This is a genomic window from Acidovorax sp. GW821-FHT09B03 (assembly GCF_059418305.1).
Genome location: NZ_JBWKPP010000027.1, coordinates 33,491 through 56,353, shown reverse-complemented (window position 1 = coordinate 56,353; position 22,863 = coordinate 33,491). Strand labels below are relative to the sequence as shown.

Annotated in this window: 26 protein-coding genes; 23 read left to right on the top strand and 3 right to left on the bottom strand. The window is 65.9% G+C overall.

The annotated features are described in order from the left end of the window. Positions 1-200: 200 nt before the first annotated feature. Both AC07PA_RS30405 and AC07PA_RS30400 read right to left on the bottom strand, forming a co-directional pair. On the bottom strand, positions 201-722 hold the full coding sequence (locus AC07PA_RS30405; RefSeq protein ID WP_494610086.1) for a hypothetical protein: 522 nt from the start codon (positions 720-722) through the stop codon (positions 201-203). 7 nt (positions 723-729) lie between these two features. Then, a complete protein-coding gene (locus tag AC07PA_RS30400; RefSeq protein ID WP_007862258.1) occupies positions 730-1,380 on the bottom strand; it encodes a S24 family peptidase in 651 nt (216 codons plus the stop codon). 89 nt (positions 1,381-1,469) lie between these two features. Here AC07PA_RS30400 and AC07PA_RS30395 point away from each other — a divergent pair, with 89 nt between their 5' ends. The 19 genes from AC07PA_RS30395 (at position 1,470) to AC07PA_RS30305 (ending at position 19,737) form a co-directional block, all read left to right on the top strand. Beyond that, positions 1,470-1,703: a hypothetical protein gene (locus tag AC07PA_RS30395; RefSeq protein ID WP_007862257.1), complete on the top strand. Its 234-nt coding sequence runs from the start codon at positions 1,470-1,472 to the stop codon at positions 1,701-1,703. A gap of 177 nt (positions 1,704-1,880) precedes the next feature. Beyond that, the gene (locus AC07PA_RS30390) at positions 1,881-2,186 is read left to right on the top strand and encodes a hypothetical protein (RefSeq protein ID WP_494610085.1); all 306 of its coding nucleotides are present in this window, start codon (positions 1,881-1,883) and stop codon (positions 2,184-2,186) included. After that, a complete protein-coding gene (locus AC07PA_RS30385; RefSeq protein WP_494610084.1) occupies positions 2,186-2,362 on the top strand; it encodes a hypothetical protein in 177 nt (58 codons plus the stop codon). Before AC07PA_RS30390 ends, AC07PA_RS30385 begins: the two co-directional genes overlap by 1 nt. Beyond that, positions 2,359-3,576 (top strand): DUF1376 domain-containing protein, encoded by a 1,218-nt coding sequence (locus AC07PA_RS30380; protein ID WP_494610083.1) that lies wholly within the window; start codon positions 2,359-2,361, stop codon positions 3,574-3,576. The genes AC07PA_RS30385 and AC07PA_RS30380 overlap by 4 nt, the downstream gene beginning before the upstream one ends. Next, positions 3,563-4,492, top strand: coding sequence for a DUF6475 domain-containing protein (locus AC07PA_RS30375; RefSeq protein WP_494610082.1), 930 nt, complete (start codon positions 3,563-3,565; stop codon positions 4,490-4,492). Before AC07PA_RS30380 ends, AC07PA_RS30375 begins: the two co-directional genes overlap by 14 nt. Beyond that, entirely contained in the window at positions 4,489-4,941 is a 453-nt protein-coding gene (locus AC07PA_RS30370; protein WP_494655411.1) for a hypothetical protein, read from the top strand. Before AC07PA_RS30375 ends, AC07PA_RS30370 begins: the two co-directional genes overlap by 4 nt. Beyond that, positions 4,938-5,366 (top strand): hypothetical protein, encoded by a 429-nt coding sequence (locus tag AC07PA_RS30365; RefSeq protein WP_007853361.1) that lies wholly within the window; start codon positions 4,938-4,940, stop codon positions 5,364-5,366. Before AC07PA_RS30370 ends, AC07PA_RS30365 begins: the two co-directional genes overlap by 4 nt. Positions 5,367-5,368: 2 nt before the next feature. After that, on the top strand, positions 5,369-5,941 hold the full coding sequence (locus AC07PA_RS30360; RefSeq protein WP_494610080.1) for a hypothetical protein: 573 nt from the start codon (positions 5,369-5,371) through the stop codon (positions 5,939-5,941). 573 nt (positions 5,942-6,514) lie between these two features. Then, positions 6,515-7,156: a phage tail protein gene (locus AC07PA_RS30355; RefSeq protein ID WP_057202751.1), complete on the top strand. Its 642-nt coding sequence runs from the start codon at positions 6,515-6,517 to the stop codon at positions 7,154-7,156. A 174-nt stretch (positions 7,157-7,330) separates the two neighbouring features. Beyond that, entirely contained in the window at positions 7,331-7,909 is a 579-nt protein-coding gene (locus tag AC07PA_RS30350) for a phage tail assembly chaperone (protein WP_494610079.1), read from the top strand. A gap of 62 nt (positions 7,910-7,971) precedes the next feature. Next, a complete protein-coding gene (locus tag AC07PA_RS30345) occupies positions 7,972-8,229 on the top strand; it encodes a DUF1799 domain-containing protein (protein ID WP_494610078.1) in 258 nt (85 codons plus the stop codon). A gap of 210 nt (positions 8,230-8,439) precedes the next feature. After that, the gene (locus AC07PA_RS30340) at positions 8,440-13,761 is read left to right on the top strand and encodes a tape measure protein (RefSeq protein ID WP_494610077.1); all 5,322 of its coding nucleotides are present in this window, start codon (positions 8,440-8,442) and stop codon (positions 13,759-13,761) included. 2 nt (positions 13,762-13,763) lie between these two features. Continuing rightward, a complete protein-coding gene (locus AC07PA_RS30335) occupies positions 13,764-14,696 on the top strand; it encodes a hypothetical protein (RefSeq protein WP_494610076.1) in 933 nt (310 codons plus the stop codon). Beyond that, positions 14,696-17,029, top strand: a complete 2,334-nt coding sequence (locus tag AC07PA_RS30330) for a hypothetical protein (RefSeq protein ID WP_494610075.1) — start codon at positions 14,696-14,698, stop codon at positions 17,027-17,029. Before AC07PA_RS30335 ends, AC07PA_RS30330 begins: the two co-directional genes overlap by 1 nt. Positions 17,030-17,031: 2 nt before the next feature. Next, entirely contained in the window at positions 17,032-17,250 is a 219-nt protein-coding gene (locus AC07PA_RS30325) for a hypothetical protein (RefSeq protein WP_494610074.1), read from the top strand. An 819-nt stretch (positions 17,251-18,069) separates the two neighbouring features. Continuing rightward, positions 18,070-18,339: a holin gene (locus AC07PA_RS30320; RefSeq protein WP_494610073.1), complete on the top strand. Its 270-nt coding sequence runs from the start codon at positions 18,070-18,072 to the stop codon at positions 18,337-18,339. Beyond that, complete coding sequence (locus AC07PA_RS30315; RefSeq protein ID WP_494610072.1) at positions 18,336-18,935, top strand: lysozyme; 600 nt, start codon at positions 18,336-18,338, stop codon at positions 18,933-18,935. Before AC07PA_RS30320 ends, AC07PA_RS30315 begins: the two co-directional genes overlap by 4 nt. After that, entirely contained in the window at positions 18,932-19,249 is a 318-nt protein-coding gene (locus AC07PA_RS30310; protein ID WP_494610071.1) for a hypothetical protein, read from the top strand. The genes AC07PA_RS30315 and AC07PA_RS30310 overlap by 4 nt, the downstream gene beginning before the upstream one ends. Continuing rightward, positions 19,249-19,737: a hypothetical protein gene (locus tag AC07PA_RS30305; protein ID WP_494610070.1), complete on the top strand. Its 489-nt coding sequence runs from the start codon at positions 19,249-19,251 to the stop codon at positions 19,735-19,737. Before AC07PA_RS30310 ends, AC07PA_RS30305 begins: the two co-directional genes overlap by 1 nt. 3 nt (positions 19,738-19,740) lie before the next feature. Here the strand turns inward: AC07PA_RS30305 and AC07PA_RS30300 are convergent, their stop codons facing one another. Further along, entirely contained in the window at positions 19,741-20,616 is an 876-nt protein-coding gene (locus AC07PA_RS30300) for a hypothetical protein (RefSeq protein WP_494610069.1), read from the bottom strand. A gap of 260 nt (positions 20,617-20,876) precedes the next feature. Between AC07PA_RS30300 and AC07PA_RS30295 the strand changes: the two genes are divergently transcribed. Genes AC07PA_RS30295 through AC07PA_RS30280 form a run of 4 tightly spaced genes read left to right on the top strand, consistent with a single transcriptional unit; the run spans position 20,877 to position 22,859 of the window. Next, positions 20,877-21,263: a hypothetical protein gene (locus AC07PA_RS30295; protein ID WP_494610068.1), complete on the top strand. Its 387-nt coding sequence runs from the start codon at positions 20,877-20,879 to the stop codon at positions 21,261-21,263. 24 nt (positions 21,264-21,287) lie between these two features. Continuing rightward, the gene (locus AC07PA_RS30290) at positions 21,288-21,596 is read left to right on the top strand and encodes a hypothetical protein (protein ID WP_007853346.1); all 309 of its coding nucleotides are present in this window, start codon (positions 21,288-21,290) and stop codon (positions 21,594-21,596) included. Beyond that, positions 21,593-22,096 carry a terminase small subunit gene (locus tag AC07PA_RS30285; protein ID WP_494610067.1) on the top strand — a complete coding sequence of 168 codons (504 nt, stop codon included), beginning with the start codon at positions 21,593-21,595 and terminating at the stop codon, positions 22,094-22,096. Before AC07PA_RS30290 ends, AC07PA_RS30285 begins: the two co-directional genes overlap by 4 nt. Next, positions 22,086-22,859 (top strand): terminase large subunit domain-containing protein, encoded by a 774-nt coding sequence (locus AC07PA_RS30280; RefSeq protein WP_494610066.1) that lies wholly within the window; start codon positions 22,086-22,088, stop codon positions 22,857-22,859. The genes AC07PA_RS30285 and AC07PA_RS30280 overlap by 11 nt, the downstream gene beginning before the upstream one ends. The last annotated feature ends 4 nt before the right edge of the window (positions 22,860-22,863 follow it).

The window sequence follows — 22,863 nt, the reverse complement described above, 5'->3', positions numbered from 1 at the left end:
TTCTTTGGGGTACGTTTCTTTGGCGACGCAAAGAAAGGTACCTCGGCCGCCGGGCCGAGACCCGGCCTCCGCCCTCAGCAGAGGCATGTTGTCAAAACGGCCACTCCGGGCGCACTCCCCGGCCCCCGCCCTCGGCAGAGGCATGCAGCAACCATCATCCACCACAGCATCACGTCCACCGAAGGCTGCAGTTGCAGGCGTCAGACTTTCAACGCAGAAATCTTCACTGCGCAATAGGGCGCATGGCCTCGGTCGGCAAACCCAGCCAGTTGGATGACGTGAAGGATCTCATCGAGATGGCGTTCATCGATCAGGTCGGTCGATTTCCTGAATTTCGAGATGGGGTCGAAGGACAGTATGGAGAAGAAACCATTGATGTCCGCTACGTCGATGCCCATGCTTTGAAATTCCTCGAGCGACAGCGCGGGATTACCCAGCGGGTGTCCGAAGCGTTCGTTCTGCCATGTGGCCACGGGTTCAGGGATCTGTAGGGCGATCAGGTTGCACGCGTCGTTGGCCTGGATGGCCTGGGCGATCGCGTCCAGCGTTTCTTGGTCCTTGATGTCCAGCAACTGGTACAGGTTCTCCTGCAGCCCAAACTGCCTGGTGACGGCGGCATGCATGGCGTCGTGCTGGCTCCAATCCGACAGGCCCACGCGAGTTGTGCCATCGCAGGGCCAGACGCGGATGTCGAAGCCGATGCAGGTGTAGGAGGTCGACAACGGGTGCTCAGTCATTGCTCCACAACGCCGACTTCGCTATCCCCGCCACATACTGAATCACCTCCACCTCATCCTCCGGAATGCTGATGCGCGGATGCGCCTCGTTCACCGAATCGAGGTGCACCATGCCATCGCGCACATAGGCCAGCTGCTTGACCATGACCTTGCCGCTGCGCTCGCGCACCAGCACCTCGTCGCCTGGCATGAAGCCGTGGCTGGGTTCGATGACGACGAACTCGCCGTGGCGGATGCGCGGCTTCATGCTCTCGCCCTTGCAGCGCAGGGCATACGCGTTGGGGTCGCGCGTGGGCCAGTTGATGCGGCCGTCGCCGTGGCCCACGGGGTACTGCAGCTCGCAGAAGTAGCCGTCGTCGCCCAGCTGCGCGGTGCCCACCACGGGCACGCCCTCGGGGGCGAGGATGCGCGCGGCCTCGCTGCCGGCGCGCAGCAGCGAGGGGAACATGCTGCCCAGGGGCAGGTTGGCGCGCTTTTCGAGGTTGAGGGCGGCGCGCTCGCCGAAGGCCTCTTCCTCGTCCAGGTACTGCGTCATGCGCCCCTTGCTCACGCCGAACTGGTCCATGAAGCGCTGGCGGTCGGTGCCGAAGTGCTTCTCGAAGTAGGCGGTGAATTCCGCGCGGCGGGTGCTGTCGTTGCTCATGGGTGCGCAGTTTAGCTGTAGCTAAATTTTTGGCAAGGTGTTTTAGCTTGTGCTTGACTATTTGTTTAGATAAAACTAAACTTGCTGCCATGAGATTCACGGATTGGCTGGATGCCGAACCTGGCCGCAACAAGGCGGTGGCAGAGCACTTTGGGCTGACGCCCAGCGCCATCACGCACTGGCGCAGGGCCGTGCCCCGAAGCCGCATGCGCGAGCTGCATGCATTGACGCAGGGGGCAGTGGACTTTGCGGGCATGTTGCCCAGCAAGTCCCGGGGCGGCAGTGGGCCGGGCCCGAAAGCCCCGGACGCCGAGGGCTGCTGATTTTTCGCTTTCTCCTTCCGCAGCGCCGATGCAGCCGGTGCTGTGGACCTTGCCCGGCGCTGCCTTGTTTTGCCTGGTGCGGCGCCGGGTGTTTTTTCTTTCTTTTGTGATGGGCCCACCCGTGCGCTCCTGCGGGAGCGTGGGCGCCCGCACGCCTTGTGAGGAGCCGTACGAGCCATGCGATCGACCACACCATCCCCCGTGCATGCGGGGCCCAATGCCTTTGAATCGGTGCGCCCGCGCGGTGCCGTTGTTGCGGCCGCCGATGCGGCTGCGCCGCGCCTTCAGGCCCGCGGCGGCGCTTGCGCCCACGGTGTTGAGGCGGTGCCTGCCGATACGGCGGTACTGTTGTTCAACTGCCGGGGTCTGCGCACCGTGGGCCTGGCGCCGCGTGCCAGGGGGGCGATCTGCATCGAGAGCCGCGCCCAGGCGCAGGCCAGCCTGGACAAGAGCCGCCGCATTGCGCGCGACTGGAGGCAGTGATGGCGGTTGGCAACACCATACAGCGCCTGACGCCCGACGTGCTGCGCGCCGCCGCGCAATTGGCGGCCGCGCAGCACATTCCGCTGGCCGAGGCGAACCCCCACGAGCCGGGCACCGCCTTGTGGGCGCAGTTCAACGAGGCCTATGCCGTGGCCCCGGGGCAGGAGGGCGCGTGAGCCATAGCAGCACCAGCACCAGCAGCAATGTGAAGGTCAGCGCAGGCCTGCCTGCACCGCTGACCTTGCCCGCCTGCGACCTGAGCGACTTCCAGTACATGGAGCTCGACGTGCGGCGGCTGCGCGATTCGAAGTTTGCCGCGGCGGCCGAAGGCGAGGCGTTTCGCGCGGGCATTTTGCTGTGGTGCGCGGCCTGGCACCAGGTGCCCGCGGCCTCGCTGCCCGACGATGACGTGGAGCTGGCCAACCTGGCCGGCTATGGCCGCGTGCTCAAGGAATGGAAGAAGGTGCGCGCCGCGGCGCTGCACGGTTTTGTGAAATGTGCCGACGGGCGCCTGTACCACCCCGTGGTGGCCGAGAAGGCGATTGCGGCCTTTGCCGCCAAGGAGAAGTACGCCTACGAGAAGTACTGCGACCGCCTGCGCAAGGAGAACGCCAAGCGCGCCAAGGAGGGCAAGCCCGCACTGGGCGTGCCCCCGCAGGCGCTGTGGAAGACCGGGGCCTACCCGCATGGCATGGCGCCGCAGGGCGAGGGCTGCGGGCCCGAACAGGGCGACTGCTTTCCGCCGGAAATCCTGCACCCGTCCGCCGGCAATCCACCGGAAACCTGCCTTAAAGGGAACCGAAAGGAACGGAGCCGAGAGCGAGACGGAGAAGGAGATGGAACAGACCTCTTTGGTGGGGACAGCAGCCCCGTTGCTGGCGCAATGTGCGGCGCTGCACCGGCCAGCGGGCAGGGCAGCACGCAGGGGCCTGCGCCCGCCAGCCGGGGCGGCGGTGCGGGTGCCGGCCTGCCACCCGAGGGGCCTGCCGATGGCCTGACGCGCGATGCGCTGTGGTCCGCGGGCAAATCGCTGCTGCAGCAGGCGGGCATGCCGCGTGCGCAGTGCGGCAGCTTTGTCGGCCGGCTGTGCAAGGACTATGGCAGCGACATCGTGGCCGAGGCCGTGCGCGTCGCCTGCGTGGCCCGCCCGGCCGACCCGGCGCAGTACCTCAAGGCCGTGTGCATGCGCGCCGCAGGGCAGCGCAGCGGCAGTGGCGCTGCAGGCATGCACATGCCGGGCGTGCTGCACGCGCCGGCCAACCGGCAGGAGGCGCTGGAGCAGCGCAACCGCAGCGTGGCCGATGCCTGGGCGGCCGAGGCGCCCGGGCTGTCCGAGGTATTGGATCACCCACCCACCCATGGAAAGGAGCCACCGCATGCAGCCCTCTGAACGCACCTTGTTTGCGCAGCTGATCACCGACGTGCTCGCCTACTACCGGCAGGACGCCAGCCGCTTTGTGCTGGACCTGTGGTGGGGCGCGTGCCATCCGTTCGAGCTGTCGCAGATCCGCCAGGCCATGCAACGCCATGCCACCGACCCCGAGCACGGCCGTTTTGCGCCGCGCGTGGCCGATGTGGTGCGCATCCTTGCTGGCACGGCGGCCGACCGGGCGGCCCTGGCCTGGGGCAAGACGCTGGAGGCCATGGGCAGCGTGGGCGCCTACACCGACGTGGTCTTTGACGACCCCGCCATCCACGCCGCCGTGCAGGACCTGGGCGGCTGGCCCAAGGTGTGCCGCACCGACCTCAAGGAGCTGGGCTACCTGCAGCACCGCTTTTGCGAAAGCCACCGGGCCTACACCGGGCGCGGCAGCTTCGACTACCCGCGCTGCCTGGGCGGCGACCGCAGCCCGGACAGCGAGTACGCCAAGGTCGGCCTGCCGCCGCCGCGCATCGCATTCATTGGCAATGCAGAGCGCGCGCGCCTGGTGTACGAAGGCGGCAACGCGGCGGGCAAGACGGCGGTGCGCTTTCACTCGCTGCAGGCCCTCACGGCAGCGCCGCTTGCCGGTGGTGGAGACGGTGATGGCATGCCATCGAGCGCACCCCCAGCCACGGCGCAGCCGGCTTCGGCCGAGCCGCGCCATGCGCTGCCCATTGCTGTGCGGGCAGTGCAACCAGCCTCGCCCGCCATGGACCGTGCCGCCCTGCGCGCACTGGCATCGGCGGGCCCCCTGGCGGCCGCAGCACCACTCCAACGGCCCGGCGCATTGCGTGCCGCGACCGGGGTGCGGCGGCCGGCCTACCGCCCGGGCCCCGCAGCCCATCCCCTGAACACCACCGCAGAAAGGACGTACCACCCATGAAAGCCATGCTCATCAAATCCGCCGAAGGACTGCGCGGCACGACGCCGGCCGACCACGATGCCTGGACCCGCTTCGCGCGCAAGCTCGAAGTCATGAAGCCTGGCACCTGCCTGCGCATGGAATGGAGCCGCCCGCGCAATGCCCCGCAGCACCGCCGCCTGTTCGCGCTGCTGCAGGTGGTGGCAGAGAACAGCGAGATCTACGACACGCGCGAGAAGGCGCTGGTGGCCTTCAAGCTTGCGGCTGGCTATTGCGACGATGCGATCGACCCGCGCAACGGGAAGACCGTGCCCATCGTTCAGTCGATCCGCTACGAGGCCATGGACCAGCAGACCTTCGAGCGCTTTTACACAGCGGCGGTGGATGCGGTGCGGCAGCGCATCTTGCCCGCCATGGACCGCGCCACCCTGGTGCGCCTGATCGCCATGGTGGAGGAGGGCTGGTCATGAGCGCCGCACTGCTGATTGCCGAGCGCCCAGGCGCACGGCCCGTGGTCTGCGCGCTGCTGCGCAGTGGTGGGGCAGGGCAGCCATGCCCTGCGTGCCAGGCCGCGCAGACGCGCGCGCACAGCCCGCTGTTTCGCGCCCACTGCCATGGCTGCAAGGTGCGCGCGCTGGCGCAGGGGCCGCAGTTCTGGCGCTCGCTGAAGGAGGGCGCCCACACCGATGCCTACCAGGGCGAGCTGGCCGCCGTGTTCGGCGCGGCCGGCGCCGGCGCCGGCCATGCCGTGGTGCTGGCGGAGTACCGGCGCCTGAAGGCCCTGCAGGACAACGCCGTGCGCTGCGGCGTGGTGCCACGCACGCTGAAAGCCGCAAGCGCCGATGCCCTGCACGGCCACACCGACGACACCACCACCAACCAACACCAGGGATGACCATGCTGATGACCACCGACCCCACCCACAGCCCCTACCGTACCGTGGAAGAGGGCTATACCCGCGCGGGCACCTCGTCCTCGAACCTGAAGGTGGACCCCGATCGTCGTGGCGATGCCGATGTGCTGATTGCCGCCGGCTGGTCGCCCGGCATGCTGGGCGGCGCGCTGATGCGCCTGCGCGGCGAATGGGACAGCACCGCGCAACAGCGCCGCAGCCACCCGGTGGCCGATGCCGTGCAACTGCTCTCGCGCCTGCGCTCGCTGGCGCAGGTGCTCGAGGCCGTGGAGCACTGGGCCGCCGCCAAGCGCCTGGCCGACCCGCGCTGCCTGGCGCGCACCAGCGTGTGCTATTGGCTCGACCCCACCTGCCGCGCCTGCATGGGCCGCGGCAGTGCGCTGGTGCCCGGCACGCCCATGCTGGGGCGCGTGTGCAAGGCCTGCGGCGGCAGCCGCAAGGCCCGCGAGCCCATGGGCCAGGACGGCCGCCGCATGCTCAACATGCTGGACGATTGCGTGAGCCGCCGCAACCAGTCGATGAAAAAACGCTTGCACAACGCCATGCATCGCGGTTAGAATTGCACCAGACGATTGCAGGGGGTGCTTACCCTCTCGCCCGTCGCCCCTCTGTTGATTGCCCGCAGCCACAGCCTGGCTCCTCGCCTGTAGCGACTGCGGTAGATGGTTGGGGTGGTGTGTCGTCTTGAATTTCTGCCAATCCCGCATGGTTTGCCCTGCGGGATTTTTTGCTTTTGCGGCCCTGCTTTTCGGGGCCGCAGCGTTGGTTTCGTTCTCCCTCTTTCCACTGTCCCTGTGCATGGCGCACCCGCGCTGCGCGCGCGTTGCGGCGTGCGCCAACATCCATTCGCCGAGGTCCCCATGAACCCCGCCACCAAAGCACTGCATGAAACCTTGATCCGCCTGGCCAAGGGCGCGATCACGGCCTGGGAGCTGTGGCTGCACAAGCAGCAGCCGCCGCAGTCCTGACCCACCGCTCACTCTGCCCCGCGGCAGGCCGCTCCTTCCGGTTCTTCTGGATGGACACGCCTGCCCCATGCCACGCAGAACTTCCGCCGCACTTTCGTTGATTGATGCGGCTTTTTTGTTTGTCTGTTGTCACTTCAACATCTCCACTGAAAGGCCCATTCCATGGCTGTATCCCTGCCCGACGGCGCAACCATCGCCATTGCAACTACCTACGGCTCGGTCAAGACCGTGACCGCCGTTACCAACGCCAACCCCGGCGTCATCACCTCGGCCGCGCACGGCCTGCTCAACGGTGCCTTCTACGAGCTCAAGTCGGGCTGGCAGAAGATCAGCGACCGCGTGTTCAAGGCCTCCAACGTGGCCACCAACGCGCTGGACGTGACCGGCATCGACACGACCGACACCAACCGCTTCGCGGCCGGTACCGGCGTGGGCAGCCTGCGCGAGATCACGGCCTGGACGCAGATCCCGCAGATCCTGGAGTTCACCACCAGCGGCGGTGATCAGCAGTTCGCCAACTTCTCCTTCCTGGAAGAAGACTACGAACGCCAGCTGCCCACGGTGACCAGCGCCCAGTCGATCCAGATCGGCATCGGCGACGACCCATCGCTGCCCGGCTACCAGGCCCTGAAGGCCGCCGGCGAAGCCCGCGCCATCCGCGCGCTGAAGGTCACCCTGCCCAACGGCGCCGTGCTGCTGTACAACGGCTTCGTGTCCTTCAACGAAACGCCCACGCTGACCAAGGGCAGCGTGATGCAGGTGCGCGCCACCATCTCGCTGCAAGGCCGCCCCACGCGCTACTGAGCGGTTGTTCCCGGCGCGCCCGGGCACTTCGCTCCATGACCTGCACCGCCAGCCATCCCCGGCCTGGCCGTGCTGTCACACCCCATGCACCGACCCGGCCCTGTTCGCTCCTTCGAGGGGGCGGCAGGGCTGGGCACGGGCTTTTCTTCTCTCTCCCTCGAAAGAACAATCACCATGGCCAAACTCGTTATCGGCAAATCCACCCCCAAGTCCTTCGCACTCAAGGTGGAAGTGCCCACCCCGCACGGGCTCGACGAAGTGAACTTCGACGCCCGCCACCTGCCTTCCACCGTGTGGGCCAAGATGCGCGAGCAACACGCCGATGCCATCGGCAAGACCGTGCAGGCCCTGTTCGACGCCGCACGCCAGGAGGCCGAGCAGGCCTATGCGGCCGAGCAGGCGAACAAGCCTGTGGCCCCGGCTGCCGTCGCCAAGAAGCCTGCCGGCAAGAAGCTGGCGGCTGCTGCAGCGGTTGCCGCAGCCAACGATGGCGGCGAAGTGGTGTCGTCCGACGCCGACGCCAAGGACGCCGCCATCACGGCGCTGATCAAGCCCGTGAAGGAAAGCGACATCGCCAGCCTGCGCGCCCGGCACAGCGCCGAACTGATCGTGCAGATCGTCACCGGCTGGGACCTGGACGAACCCCTGGGCGTGGACGCCCTGGTCGACATGTGCGACAGCTACCCCGGCGCCGCCGAGGCCGTGTTCAAGGCCTACAACGAAACCCGCGAAGGCCTGCGCCTGGGAAACTGAAGGCCATCGGGCGCGCGCCGTACCACAAGCCGCCCGACGAAACCGAGCTGGCGGCCTGGGGCATGCGGTTAAGCGACTTCCCCGAGCAGGACGTGGAAGTCTGGCCCGAGCACGTGGACGCCTGCCTGCTGTTTTGCAGCGTGAGCACCCAGTGGCGCGTGGGTATGGGCGGGGCCACGGGGCTCGACTACCCGGCGGTGTTTGCGACGCTGGATCGTTTGCACCGAGGCAAGACCGATGGCGAGCGCGACGCGATCTTTGCGGATGTGCAGGTGATCGAGCGGGCGGCGTTGGAAGAGATGAACAGCGGCAGGGATTGATGGCCGTAGGTTTTCGTCCCCTGGTTGCACCAGGCATCGCCAGCGATGCCATCCAATTTTCATGAGGCTTTGTGCTGCGCATGCGCACCAGGGCTGCAGGTGGCCGAGAGCAAGGCTGCTTCGAATTGACTGTAGCCAGGCCACCTTCGGGTGGTCTTTTTTGTTTTCTGGACCTGCTGGGTGCGAGTCCTCTTTTGTTGGGGTTTGACTATGGCCATTGATTTATCTGCAGTAAGCGGCATGACCCCTTCGGGGCTGGCCGTGCCTAGCTATATCGAGGATGAAATCAGACTGAGCCGCAAGCTGCGCAGCGAGCAGGAAATGGTTGCTGCTGCCGTCAAGGAAGTGACCGCTGCGGCTGGCGCCAGCATGGCGGCCTTCTCTAAGGTGGGTGATGCCGTAGGCGGAGTTTCCAAAGACATCGCGTCTTTGGTTTCGGTCCTGCAGACATCGTTTGGCTCTGCCACGAAGGATGCGGGTGCGCTTGCGTCCAGCTTGCAGTCCGTCGCAGGGTCTGCGCCGAAGGGCGTTTCAGAGCTCAACGCCGGTCTGGCCGATTCGTCGGCCAAGGCCAAGGCGGCAGCCAATGATTTCATGGGGTTAGGCCAGGCTTTTGGGGCCATCAAGGGCCACGTTGCTGCGAACATTGGCGATTGGGCTCTGCAGGGTGTCGAAAAGCTTGTGGACGTGCAGCGGGAGTTCGACAAGCTCAACACCACCATGGTTGTGGCCACGGGCAGCTCGGCCAATGCCGCCCGCGAATTCCAGTGGCTGCGGCAATTTGCCATGGACACGCCTGTCAGTCTGGCAGAGGTGACGCAGGGCTTCGTGAAGATGAAGGCGGCGGGCCTCGATCCAACGCAGGAGGCCATGACCAGCTTCAGCAACACCGCCACGGCGATGGGGCTGGACTTCGGCAAGATGATCGATGCGGTCACCGATGCCACCGATGGCAAGTTCAGCGGCCTGGAGCAGCTTGGCATCTCTGCGAAGAAGGAGGGGGACAACGTTGCCCTGACCTTCCAGGGCGTTACCACCACGGTCAAAAACAGCTCCGAGGAGATCGTGGGCTATATCGAGAAGATCGGCAACACGACGTTTGATGGGACGACCGCCAGGCACGCGCAGACCCTGGATGGGGCGCTGTCCAAGCTCAGCAATACCTGGGATGAGCTGTTCCGGTCGATCAGTGAAGGTGATGCAGGTTCACTGATTTTTGACTCCGTGACGCTTGCGACGGGGGCGATCAGGGACGCCATCACCATTGTCCGGTCCATGACTGGGGCGATGGATGACAACGCACGGTCTACCGGAGCGCTGGCCACTTTGCAGAAAGGCATTGGCCTGGTGTTTGAAGGCGTCGCCATCGGTGCCGCCACCCTCAAGCATGTGCTGGTGCAGGTCGGCACCCAGATTGGCGGGATGGCCGCGATCGCGGTGCAGTTGGCCACTTTCAATTGGTCTGCCGCGGCTGAGATCTCCAAGCAGGTGAAGATCGACAGTGACGGCGCGGCGAAGGACCTGGTGGAGACAATTGGGCGCATCACCAGCGCAAGGCAGAAAGCGCAGGAGGCTCCAGCTCCAGCCCAGAAGCCTGCTCCCGACACTGGCAGTCCGAAAACCACCTCGGGACCGGCGAGCGTTTCTGAGGCGGCCACACCACCTGCCGGAGGCAAGCCAACCCCTGCAACCCCGTCCGCTGTCCGCTCGGCTGTCTGCTGCTGTGATGATAAATCCGGGAGACCCCCTGCCGCACCAGCGGTGTCCATGCAGCAGTCGCAGGCGCAATCGCAGCAGCAACAACAACAGGAAGCCAAGGCCGCAGCTGCGGCAACCGTTTTGGGGTCGGCGCGGGCGACGGGGAAGACGCCGGCAAAAGAGGCAGTTGTTGCGGCCGCTTCATCTTCGTCCTCATCGTCATTGGCACTTGTCATCCCTGCGGCCAAAGCGCCTGCCGCTCCTGTGGGCAAGCCGGAAGCAGGCGCGGACGAATACGCCAAGGCGACGGAAGAGATCAGGAAGCAGACGGCCGAGCTTGCCAAGCAGCGGGCGACCCTGCAGGCCAGCATCGACACACTGGGCAAGAACGAAATCGCCGTCGCGAAGCTGAACGTTCAGCAAACAAAGGAGCGACTCAACGCCGCCGCCACTCCTGGCTCCGAAGACCATCAGCCCGAACGCATTGACGCATTGAAAAAGCTGCTTGAAGAGCAGGAAAAGACGGCAGCTACCAAGGAGACGGCGGACTATTCCAAGCGCAACCATGCGCTGAAGGAGCAGATCGAGCAGTCCCGCGAGAACAACGCGCTCGTTCAGCAGGAGGTCAATCTGACAGGCTTGTCGCAGTTGGAGCGCAGCAAGCTCGCTGCGCTGCGGACCATCGAAATACGCCAGGCCAAGGAGCTTAATGAGATCAGGAAGAGCGGCCACTCCGAGGAGAACAAGAAGGAACTGAACGACAAAGTCAAAGAGAAAAGCCGGATCGATGCGGAAACCGAGGTCCAGAAACTGGTGCAGGCCGACTGGCAAAAGACAGCCGACCAGATCAACGGGAGTTTGACCGACGCGTTCATGAAGAGCCTGGAGTCGGGCAAGGACTTTGGGAAGAACCTCCGCGAGGCGTTGAAGGAGCAGTTCAAGAGCCTAGTGCTCAAGCCGACGATCAGTGCAATCATGAGTCCTATCTCAGGGGCGCTCAGCAGCTTGGTAACTGGCGTGATGGGCGGGAGCAATGGCACCGTCGCTGCCGGGGGGGGGGGGGCACTGGGTAGCCTGTTCAGCACGGGCAGTTCGCTGTACCAAGGCTGGACGGGCCTGACCAGCGGCCAAGGTTTCCTAGGCAGCATCGGAAACGCCTTTGGCCTTGGTAGCGGTGCTGCGGCAGCTAGCAGCAGCGCCGCCGGTCTGACGCCACTTGTACCCCAGACCGTTGCGTCCTGGGGCGGGGTGGCCAATGGCGTGGTTGGTGCGGGCGGCTACACCGTTGCACCAGCAGCAGCGGCCGGCTCATGGACTGCGGGCGGCGTGGCTGGCCTTATCGCCATGGCCGTGATCAACATCCTCGGCGGCATGCGGTCCGAGACCATGATTGGTAGCGGTCTGGCGGGCACGCTTGGCAGTGGAACCACGCTCACCCCGTGGCAAGAGTGGCGCGAGGGAGGCAATCTTGTTAGCGGCCCTGAGTTCTCAACGCACAACCCGCTTGAAGCCCTTAGCGGCTACCGCGAGCGTCTGCAGAAGCTGCAAGACGGGGGCGAAGGCGCGAGCCAAATGGCAATGGTCTATGAAATGATCATTTCAGAGATGGAGAAGAACACCGCAGGGCTTGAGGAGGCCACGCGCAAGCAATCTGACTCCATCAACAAGGCGTATGAAGGGGTGCGCCAGAACGTCGTGAACATGGCCAATAGCCTGGGCCTGGCCGGCGATTCGGTCGCCGACTTCAAGCACCAGCTTGACCAGCAAGACCTGAATTTTCAGGGTCTCAATGCCCAGGAAATCGAAGCAAAAATAACCGCGACAATGGGCAAGGCCGGAACGGCCATGGCAAAGGAGCTGCTGGGCTACTTCGAGCCGGTGACCGAAACCATCACGCGTACCGTGGCCGACAGCGTGGGCAGCGCTATGGCTGGCCAGGACTCGATGTTCACCTATCGCCAGGAGTCGGAGACATCAACCAAGATGGTCTACCGTGCCAGCGAGTTTGCAAAGGTGGGCGAGACCGCCCTCGAAACGCTGACGCGCCTGTCCACCAGCTTCAACGCGCTCAACGAAGCAAGCGATGCCTTGGGCTTTGGCATTCAACAGGGCACCCTGGCGCTAGCCGACTTTGCCGATGATTTCATCGAAGCGTTCGGCGGCCTGGAGCGATTCAGTTCGACCACGTCAGCGTATATGCAGGCGTACTACACCGATGAGGAACGCAAGCAGTCTCTGCTGCGCAGCGGCGCGCGCCAGGCGAATCGGTTGTTCGGCGCTGAGGTCGTGACCGCTGAGAGCCTGCAGCAGATGGGCAATGCCGGAATCCGGGCGTTCGTGGACGGGCTGGTGGAGGGTGGCGCAACGGCCGGGGAGATCGCGGACGTGATGGATCTCGCCGTCCACCTGGCGCCCGCATTCGACAGCCTCGACGCACAAGCCCCCGTGGTCGAGAACCTGTCCAACGTGGTCGACGAACTCACGCAGAGCTACCAAAACGCCGTGAAGTCGCTCACCAGCGACCGCGACAGCCTGGCTGTGGAGGTGCTGCGCGCCCAGGGCAAAGAGCCCGAAGCCAAGGCGTTGGAAAAGAGCCAGTACATGGCCCAGTTCGCTGGCCTGGACGAGATACGCCGCAAAGAGATCGAGACGCTCTATGACGCCAACGAGGCAACACGCGCCTACATCCAGGGCATCAAGGACGCGGCACAGGCCCAGCTCGATGCGCTGACTCGGCAGCGTGATTCTGCAGTGCAGATGGTCGATGCAGCCACCAGCAATACCGATGCGGCCTTCGCACGGTTCGAGGCGGCAACCAACAAAGAGCGTGAACGGCTGCAAGGCGTCATCGACAGCGCGCGCAGCGTGTTCGATGCAACCAAGTCGGCCGCTCAGTCGCTGTTCGGCGAAGTGGAGGCAACGGTCCAGTCCGAGGGCCTGCAGGGACGAGACTTCATCAGCGCAGCGTTGGCGGCGGCACAAACCTCGGGCAAGCTTCCAGATGGCAAGCTGCTGTCCGAGGCCATCGAGGCGGTCGGCAAGGATTTTGCCGCCACGACCTACGCCAGCCAGTCCGAGGCCGACTACGAGCGCCTGGTGGTGGCCAACGAGCTCAAGGGGCTGCAAGACATCAGCGGCGACCAGCTTACCGAGGCGGAAAGCCAGGCCAAGAAGCTGGAGGAGGACCTGGAGCAGGGCCGTGAAATGATCAGTGCAATGCGCGGTATCGACACCGGAGTTGGCACCCTGTCGGAAACCTTGCTTGTGTTGATACGGGCCTACAACCAGGAGTCGCAAGTTCGTTCCAACGTCGCTGCACGAGGGGCGCTGGGCAAAAGCGGTGCTTACTACAACTACGCGACGGGTACGGGACTGAATTCCTCGGGCGTGTACTTCGAGGGCGCGGCCATCCGCGAGGCAGCGGGCATTGCGCTCGATCACGGGGCCACGGCAAAGGACATCTACGACGTGATTGCCGGCAGCGGCTTTTCGCTGGAACAGGCCGAGGCGATCCTGGGGGCCATGCCTGGCAGCTTCGAGGAGTTCGCCAAGCAGATGAACTGGCCGATCTTCCACCGCGGAACGCGCAGCGTTCCGCGCACCGGCTTTGCGCTGCTGCAGCAAGGCGAGGCGGTGATCCCTACAGCCTACAACCCCTTCACTGCGGGCAAAGGCTGGAGCAACAGCAACGACATGCTGACCGCCATGGAGGGCGTGCGTGCCGAACTGATCGAAGTGCGGAGGCAGAACGATGCACTGCAACGCGCTGCAACGCGCACCGCCGATGCCGTCAACGGGCGGCCCGAGGCCCCCATGCTTGTGGAGAACGTTTGACCATGAACATCATCGACAACATCACCATCACCGACACCATGATCGGTGCCGGCACCACCATTGCCGAACCTTCCGCGGGCGAGACGGCGTGGGCCGCTGGCGTGGCCTATGCAGTGGGCGACATCCGCATCCGCGCGACGACGCATCGCAAGTACAAATGCGCCGCCGTGCACACGAGTGCAGCGACGCCCACACCCGAGAACGATGGCACGCGCTGGGTGGACATCGGCCCCACGGACCGCATGGCGCCGTTCGATATCTACACCAGCACGCAGGCCTCAACCATCGGCAGCTTGACCTATGTGCTCAAGCCGGGCTATTTCAACAGCCTGGCGCTGTACGGGCTCACGGGTGGACAGTACAGCGTGACGGTGCGCGACGCGCCGGGTGGCGCGGTGATCTATGCGCGATCGGGCTTTCTGGTGGACGATGCGTTGGGCTGGTACGAGTACCTGTTCACCCCCGCAAGACCGGTGGGCAAGCTGGTGTTCACCGGCATCCCAATCCGCCCCACGGCCGAGCTTACGCTGACCATCACGGCAGCAGCGGGGCAGCCGGTGGGCGTGGGGATGATCGTGGTGGGCGACTACATACCGCTCATCAGCGACGAAGCCCAGTGGGGCGGCACCCAGTACGGAGCGTCGGCGGAGCCGGTGACCTACAGCTACATCAAGACGAATGACGACGGCACCACCAGCATCGTCAAGCGCCACAGCGCCACCAACCTGCGCGCCAGCGTGGTCATGCCGCGTGAGCATGCGGATGCTGCGCTCAAGACCCTGCAGCGCGTGCTCGACCGGCCTGTGGCGTTCTTCGCCACGCCCTCCAAGGGCTATGAGGGCCTGAACGTCTTTGGCATTGCTTCCTCCTCGCCCGTGGGCTACGACAGCTTCGGGCACGCCTCCATCAACATCAACGTGAAAGGGCTCATCTGATGCCAACCAATCCACCCACCATCACCGCGCTGCCCAGCCCTCCGGACCCGAACGACCGCAGCAGCTTCAACGTACGCGCGTATCCCTGGAGCGTGGCGCAGCAGACCTTCGGGGTTGAACTGTCAGCAGTGGCAGCGAATGCGTTCGGCAACGCGACAGAGGCTGCTGACAGCGCCTCGGGTGCTGCAGACTCTGCGGCCGAAGCTGCCAATGCGGTCACTGACGCGGAAGCCGCTCGCGACGCCGCTGCGGCCAGCGCCGCCAGTGCCGTCAATTCTCCCGCCACCAGCGCCACCAGCACCACGAGTCTCACGCTCAGCTCCGGCACCAAGAGCCTCACCCTGGCCCAGACCGGGAAGCTCTTTGCCATCGGCCAACGCATCGTGATCGCGCGCACTGCTGACCCGACGAATTCCCGCATGGTCGGCACGCTGTCCAGCGCTGACCCTGGGACAGGTGCGCTGGTGGCCACGGTGGCTTTCTCGGACGTGCGAGGCTCGGGCACCTACACCGATTGGACGATCAGCCTGGCCGGCGAGAGTTCGACCTTGCCGTCGCCAGGCATGCCCGATGCGGGCAAGGTGCTGGGGGTGGATGGAGGCGGGCTGTATGCGCTGATCACGGCGCCGACCCGGGGCGTGGGCGCCGGCACCGCCAGCGGCAACACCACGCTCATGGCCGCGAGCGGTGCGGTGCAGGCCATCACCACCACCGGCCCGGGCCAGTGGGTGCAACTGCCTGCTGCCAACATGCTGACGGTGGGTATCGCAGGTTTCGTGATCCAGAACGCCGGAGGCTGGGACCTGGAAATCCGCGATGGTGCCGGTACTCCGTTGGGCTGGGTGCGACCTTCGGAAAGTGTGGCGGCCGACCCTAAGAACGTGGGCAGCGTGGCTGGGGCCTGGGTGTTGCGCGGGCACCTGCCTTACTCTTTTCTGAGCGTGCCGCTGGCGTTCGCCAGCGCGTCCAACCAGTTGAAGTTCGTCGTGCAACTAGACGCGACACGCGAGGTTCTGTTTTTCACCGACAACGCGACCCGCATCGCTGCCGTGGTGTGGGACGGTCAGGCCGGGCAGTTCGGCACGCCGGTGGTGGTCCGTACGGCTGCGCAATCGCTCAACATGCGAGCCATCAAGTCGATGACTGACCAGGTGCTGCTTCTCTCGTCCCCGAACGGCCCCGCTTGTCAGGCTGTCGTGTTGGGGTTTTCTGGCACCGCGATCACCGTCAACAGCCCGGTGTCTTTCTCGGTGGCGGGTGCATCTCTGATAACCGATGGCATCCAGGATCTGATCTCAGTCGCTGGGCAGGGGTTTGTGGCGTCGTTCAACTATGGCGCGGCCGGCACGCCAAAAGGCGGTTTGAAGGCCATCACCATTTCCGGCACCACGCCCACCATCGGTGCCGGGGAATACGGCATCACGAACGTTGGCGGCGGTAACGGCAATGGTGGCAGTGCAACCATTGATTTGATTGACATCGGCAGCAGCAAAGTGTTGTCGTTCTCCTGGGGTAGCGATCAAATCGGCTATGTGCAACTGGTGACGGTGTCGGGCACGGGGCTGACTGGTGGCACGGGTCACCAGTTGGCCAACCCCGTTGGAAACAACGGCCATTACCGGTTGCTGGGTTCGGGTCGCGTGGCCATGGTGTATGGCGCAAGCAGTAGCTATGGCGTTATTTTGAGTGCGCCTGCAACGACCGTTGTCGCGTCGGCGGTGACGCTGATGTCCAACATCAAACCGAGCGTGCTTCACGTTGTCGGAAACAACCAGGTAATTGTGGCTGGCTGGAACAGCAATCCAGGCCCCGATGCGGCCTTTAACGTATTGACCGACAACGCTGGCACCGTGGTTGCGGGCACGCAAATCAGCGTCACCACTGCCGGTAATTCAAACCATGCAAGTTTGATGGTAGCTGATACCTCGGGTTGCGTTGTGATGGTGGGCACCAACGAAAACAGCGGGGTTATCTATCGCCTGGAGATTTCCGGCAACAACCCTGTGATGAAAACTGCGCGGGCCATTTCGGCGACTACTACGTACACCAACGGGGGCGTACCACCTCTCATAAATTTCATGTGGGGCAAAGTTCCCACGCCGGCACAGTTGACAGCAGGCAACCTGAACGCAATCAACAACTACACCGGAACACCCAGCGTTCTTTTTGCAACACCGACGGGCGGTAACGTTCCCAACTTGGTCCTCGCGGAGCCATTCGGTTTCTCGATTTTCTCTGTGCGTGAGGTTTCCGGTCCTGGATATCGTTGGGATTCGACGGTATCGCTCGCTTCCGCAAATCGCGTCATTGCGCAAAAATTTAAGGTGGCCTGACCATGAAAAAGATCACTGTTGCCGGGACTGTGCACGGTCCTTTCAAGAGCGTGGTCGTGCAGACCTCGGTATACCGTGTCGAGGGTGTGGAGGGCGGCGAAGAGTTGCTGCCCTTCAACGCTATCGGCGGCCAGGGCGTCGTGTCCAATTGGATCGGCGACCTTCCTAGCTCTTCAGGGTCCGACCTAGTCCCCCTGCGCCCCTGCGCGCCGCGGCCGTGACACAGATCGATGCCGATGCGGATGTGATCTACAGCCTGACCACCGGCGATCGACAAGCCGAGTCCGACGAGGCCCAGCGCGAGGCGCACGCCTATGCGCAGGGCGGTTACCTGGGCACGGTGCCAGGCATGGTCCAGAGCTGGGCCATTGCCAGGGCTTTACCGGCGAGCAGGCCGTCAACGACATCCTGCAGAAGGCCGCCACCTGGCGCGGGGCCCAAGATGCCATCCGCGCCGCCCGGCTGCTGCGCAACGAGCCGGACCGCGCCGCCTCGACCTCGCAGGCCCTGGCCACTGTGCGCACGGCGTGGGCGGCCTTCGTGGTTGTCGTACGCGGCCAACTCGGCCTTGGGGTCGCGTGATGCACGCCGCCTTCTACGAAACCATCTGGCCCGCCCTGGGTGCGGTCTCAAGCCACGCGGCGCGCATCCTGGACCACGGGCAGTACTGCCTTGCGAGCTGGTGATTGCCGATGGGGCCCACGGGGCCGCCAGCTGGTTGAAAAGGGCGTGCGCTTCAATGAGATCGCCTACAAAAAGGCGCGCGCACTTGGATGCGCTCTGAGTCCTCGACGAACTGGAAGACCGGGCTCGCCAGTGGTTCGAGAGAAGCAAGGGCAAGCGCTACGGCCTGCGGGGGAACCTGCGGTTCGTGGTGCCCATCGTGCCCCAGGATCCCGACGCGCTGTTCTGTTCCGAAACCCTGGCTGGCGAGAGCCCCAGCGATACGGATCCAACGACGCCGCAGCGCCAATCCGCGCATGTACCCACAACCCGCCCCGTGCGGGTTTTTTTACGCCCGACGAAAGCGAGCAGCACCCATGAGAAACGAAACCATCGACGCCCTGGGCGCCACGGGCGGCAAGACCATTGCGGCCGGCGCGGGGCTTACCAGCTTTGGCTGGATCACGTCCAACGAGTTCCTGGGCCTGGTCGGCGCCGCCGTGGCCATTGCCGGCCTGGCCGTCACCTGGTACTACAAGCGCGAGGCCAATCGCCGCCAGGCACGCGAGCATGCGTTGCGCATGGCGCGCCTGCGCCAGGGGCTGGGCGAAGAGAGCGACCTGGGCGAGCAGGGGGCCGAAGAATGAGCGGCAGCCCATCTTCCGGTGCCGACCGCCTGCGCTACTTCCCCCACCTGGTCGGCTCGCTCGCGCTGGCCAGTGCCGGCGTGCTCACCTTCCTGGGCCAGTGGGAGCCCGATGCGCGCGACCCCGGGCTGGTGTATGCCGATGCGCTGGCGGGCGGCCTGCCCACGGTCTGCAAGGGCATCACCCGGCATGTGACGAGCACGCCGGTGGTCGTGGGCCAGCGCTGGACGCCGGCGCGCTGCGCGCAGGAGGAGGGTGCCGCCATCGAGGTGCTGCAACTGCGCCTGGCCCGGTGCTTCACGCGGCTGCCGCCGCAGAGCGTGTTCGACATGGCCACCAGCCATGCCTGGAACAACGGCGTGGGCAACACCTGCGCGAGCCAGGCCCTGGTGGCCTGGAACGCGGGCGACTGGGCGCTGGGCTGCCGGCGGCTGGGCATGTCGGACAGCGGCAGGCCCGTGTGGAGCTATGTGCGCACCGGCCGCATGCTGCCCGATGGCAAGCCCGAGATGCGCTTTGTGCAAGGCCTGGCGAATCGGCGTGTGGCCGAGACGACGGCCTGCCTGGAAGGGCTGCTGCAGGGGCACAGGCCATGACCGCGGTGGTGGATATCGCCCTGGGCATGGTGCTGCTGACCATGCCAGCCACGCCCCAGCCCGTGACCTACACCGCGACCTCGGGGGCCACCACGCTGGGCTACAGCAGCGTGGCCGGTTGGGTGCCTGCGGAGCAATGCTTCAACCGCTGCCGCACCATCGCTGGCCAGGATGTACCGCTGTTGCGGGGGGAGCTATCGCTGGCCGACATGGCGGACCTGAACATCGTGATTCGCCGCGATGGCGTTCCCGTGCTGTCGTTTTGGCGCTTCTTCGGCAACATGCCTGTGGCCTATGTGGAAGGGGGCCGGTAGTGGCGCCGCTGCTCGTCACCCACACCGCTGCGGCCGTGCTCGGCGCAGCCGTGGCGGCCACTGCCGCCTGGCAACTGCAGGACTGGCGCCTGGGTGGCCAGATCGCTGCCCTGCAGACCAACCATGCCACCGAGCGCGCACGCGCCAGCCAGGCCGCATGGGCGGCCGAGCGCGCCACCGCACTCAAGTACCAAGGAGCCCTGAATGAAGCACGCAACCGTGAAGCGGCTTTGCAGCGCGATGCTGACCGCGCTCGCACTGAGTCTGACGGCCTGCGCGAGCAAGCTGCCGACGCTGCCCGCCGCATTGCTGCCGGTACCGCCCCCGCCACCGTCGCTGAGTACGCCACTGCCGCCGGTGAGCTACTCGCAGACTGCAGCCGAGCGCATCAAGAGCTGGCGCGACAGGCTGACGGCCACGCAGCTGATGCGCGGGCCTTCCGAGACGCCTGGCCTGTGAAGCAGCAGGCGGCTGCCAGCCGCCCCTAGTTGTCAGTTGCAGGCGATCGTGCCCGGTGCCCCGGCAATCCCCGCATAGCGGATCTGGAACGGCTGCGCCAGGTTGATGCTGGAGGGGAAGGCCGAGAACACGGCCTGCTTCTGCGCGGGCGAGGCGATGGTGCCGACGCCGGACCAGCCGCCCGAAGGGGTGAAGAGCGCCGTGTCGGCATCGAAGGTGTAGGGCGACACGTCGATGGAGGTGGTGCCCTGCACGAAGAACAGGCTGCCGTGCAGGAAGCTGGGGTTGCCCGATGCGGCCGTGAGCAGCATGGTGACCTTCTGCGTCTCGGGGTTCACGCCGAAGTCGGCCAGCAGCATGCCGTTGGCGTTGTTGGCCAGCGCGCCCGCGCAGGTGCGGGATGCAGCGGCCACGTTGACCACCTTCACCGTGTAGGTGCTGGTGATGGTCTTGCCCTGCAGCAGCACGCTGGCGGTGAACACGGCGTTCACGTCGGCGGTCTGGCTGGCGGCGAGGAACACGCCCTGCGGGGTGATGGTGCCGGCCGATGCGGGCACCACGCTCCACACGGCCACGGTGGGGGCGAAGGTGCCGTCGGCATTGCGCACGGCGGCGGACAGCGTGATGGTGCCGCCCTCGTTCACCGTGGTCGGGCCCGAGATCTGCAGCTGTGCTGCCGTGCTGGCGGCCACCGCCTGGGGCACGAAGTGCAGGGTCTGCGGGTCCCACTTGAAGGTGACGTCCCATTCGCCCGCGCCGGGCACTTTCAGGCGCTTGACGGTGAAGCTGTCGACCGCCTCGTTCTGGTAGCCCGCGTTGGTGAGGTCGATGTCGATCGCCGCCGAGGCGGACATCGACAAGGTGGCGGCCGCAATCGCGGCGCAGATGGTTTTGGGTGATGCCCTCATGAACGAAATCCCTTGTTATCAGTGGTTTTGGGTGGCGGGATCGTAGCCGCCCGGCACCACGCCCTGGTGGCACCTGTCGTATTGGCGCCAAGCCCCGTGCCGCCCTGCAAGGCCCTGCACCGCAGGGCTTTTTTCTGAAGCCCTGCGGCCTGCCGCAGGGCCACAACCCAACACCCGCGCGGCTTGCGAGGCGATGCCCCCATGGCCCCGCATGCGCCCAGCGCCGGCCGCAACCCCTGCCAACTCCCTTGAGGCCTGCCATGCAAGCACACACGCAGTTACACCTTTCTTCCGGCGCACACGGCACGCCCAGTGCGCTGACCATGCCCTCGCGCACCATCACCAGCATCCGCGCGGGCGGCCTCAAGTCGCGCGTGGAAAAGCTGTTGCACAGCCAGGCCGGGCAGCCGCTCACGCTGGGCCAGATCGGCGCCGCGCTGGACCTGCCCAAGACATCGCACCCCGAGATCAGCAGCTGCCTGGCCAAGCTGCGCGAGGCGGGTCGCGTGCAGACCAGCACCGGCCCGGCATCCAGTGCGCGCGGGCGGCGCCTGGTGCAGTGCTACAGCATCCTGCAGCGGCGCGTGGGCGGCGATGTGTGCGTGTCGGAGATGGATGCGCGCCGCTCGCTGGCGATGGCCGCTTGATGGCTGTCAAGAAGGGGACCGACCATGGACAGTGAGCACAGCGAAGAAGACCTGCACCTCATCGAGCTGCAGGCCCCCGGCGGCCTTGCGCCACCCCTGCAGGCCGGCGTGTCCGCGTCGGGCCTGGTCTACCTGCGCGGCGACCTGCACCCGCTGGGCAGTGCCACGGCCCTCATCAAGGCCGCGCGCGAGCACGTGCCGTACGCCGCACTGGGCGCGGTGAACGTGCTCTTCCCGGCCGATTGGCTGCGCGGTGAATGCCTGCACGATGCAGACCGCCTGCGCGTGATTGCCGCGATGGAGCGCCTGGTGCGCGGGGCGGCTGCGGCATGAGCGGCCGCCCCGCCGCGCCGCGCCTGCTGGCAGTGCCCTCGGCTGCAGCAACTGCCGAAGCCCCCGTGCCGGGCAAGGACCCGGCACTGGATGGCGGCAGCGCCCGCGTGCCAGAGGACGGCGTGACGCCCGCCATGGTGGTGCGCGAGCTGGCCAGCATCGCCTTCTTCGACATCCGCAAGATCTTCAACGGCGACGGCAGCCTGAAGCGCGTGCAGGAGCTCGACGGCGCCACCGCCGCGGCCATCGCCTCCATCGGAGTTGTGGAGATCGGGCCCGGCGGCCAGCTCGAGCTGGCCAAGAAGTTCAAGTCACCCGAAAAGCTCAAGGCCCTGGACCTCTTGGGCACGCACCTGGGCATGTTCGCCAAGAAAGCCGACGATGCCCCCGACCCGCTGCGCAAGGCCCTGGCCCACATGCCTGCTGAGCGGGCCGAAGGCATGCTGGCTGCGTTGGAGCAGGTGAAATCGACCAAGGAGAAGCCGCACGGTGCCGCCTGAACTTCCCGCCCTGCCCGATGTTCTGGCCGGTGCCACCCTCGAAGAGATAGAAGCCATCGAAGGCCTGTTGCGCGACAAGCTTGCAGGCTGGCGCATGCGCCGCTTCTTCCAGGACGAGGGCCCCCTGCGCCGCGCGCTGTATGCGCGGCACCTGGCCTTCTTCAAGGCCGGCGCCACGCACCGCGAGCGCTGCTTCATGGCCGGCAACCGCGTGGGCAAGACCATCGGCGGTGCGTACGAGACGGCCCTGCACCTCACGGGCCGCTACCCCGCCTGGTGGGAGGGCCGGCGCTTTGCAGGCCCCATCCAGGCCTGGGCCGCAGGCAAGTCGCTCGAGACCACGCGCGACATCGTTCAGCTCGAGCTCTACGGCCCTCCGGGCCAGCCCGGCACCGGCATGGTGCCGGCCGACGACATCGCCAAGGCCCGCCCCCGCGCCGGCGCCAACGGCGCGCTCGACTACCTGTGCGTGCGCCACCAGAGCGGGGGTGAATCGGTCATCGGCTTCAAATCGTATGACCAGGGCCGCAAGGCGTTCGAGGGCACCGCGCGCCACTGGGTGTGGCTGGACGAGGAGCCGCCCGTGGCGGTGTACAACGAGTGCCTGACGCGGACTGCGACGACGCAGGGGTTGATTGCGATCACCTTCACGCCGCTGGAGGGGGCTACGGAGGTGGTGCTGGATTTTTTGACGAAGGGGGTGGTGGTGGGGGGGCGCGCGGCGCAGCAGGTGTGGCGTGATGGCTGCTCTGGGGCGTGCTGAGACA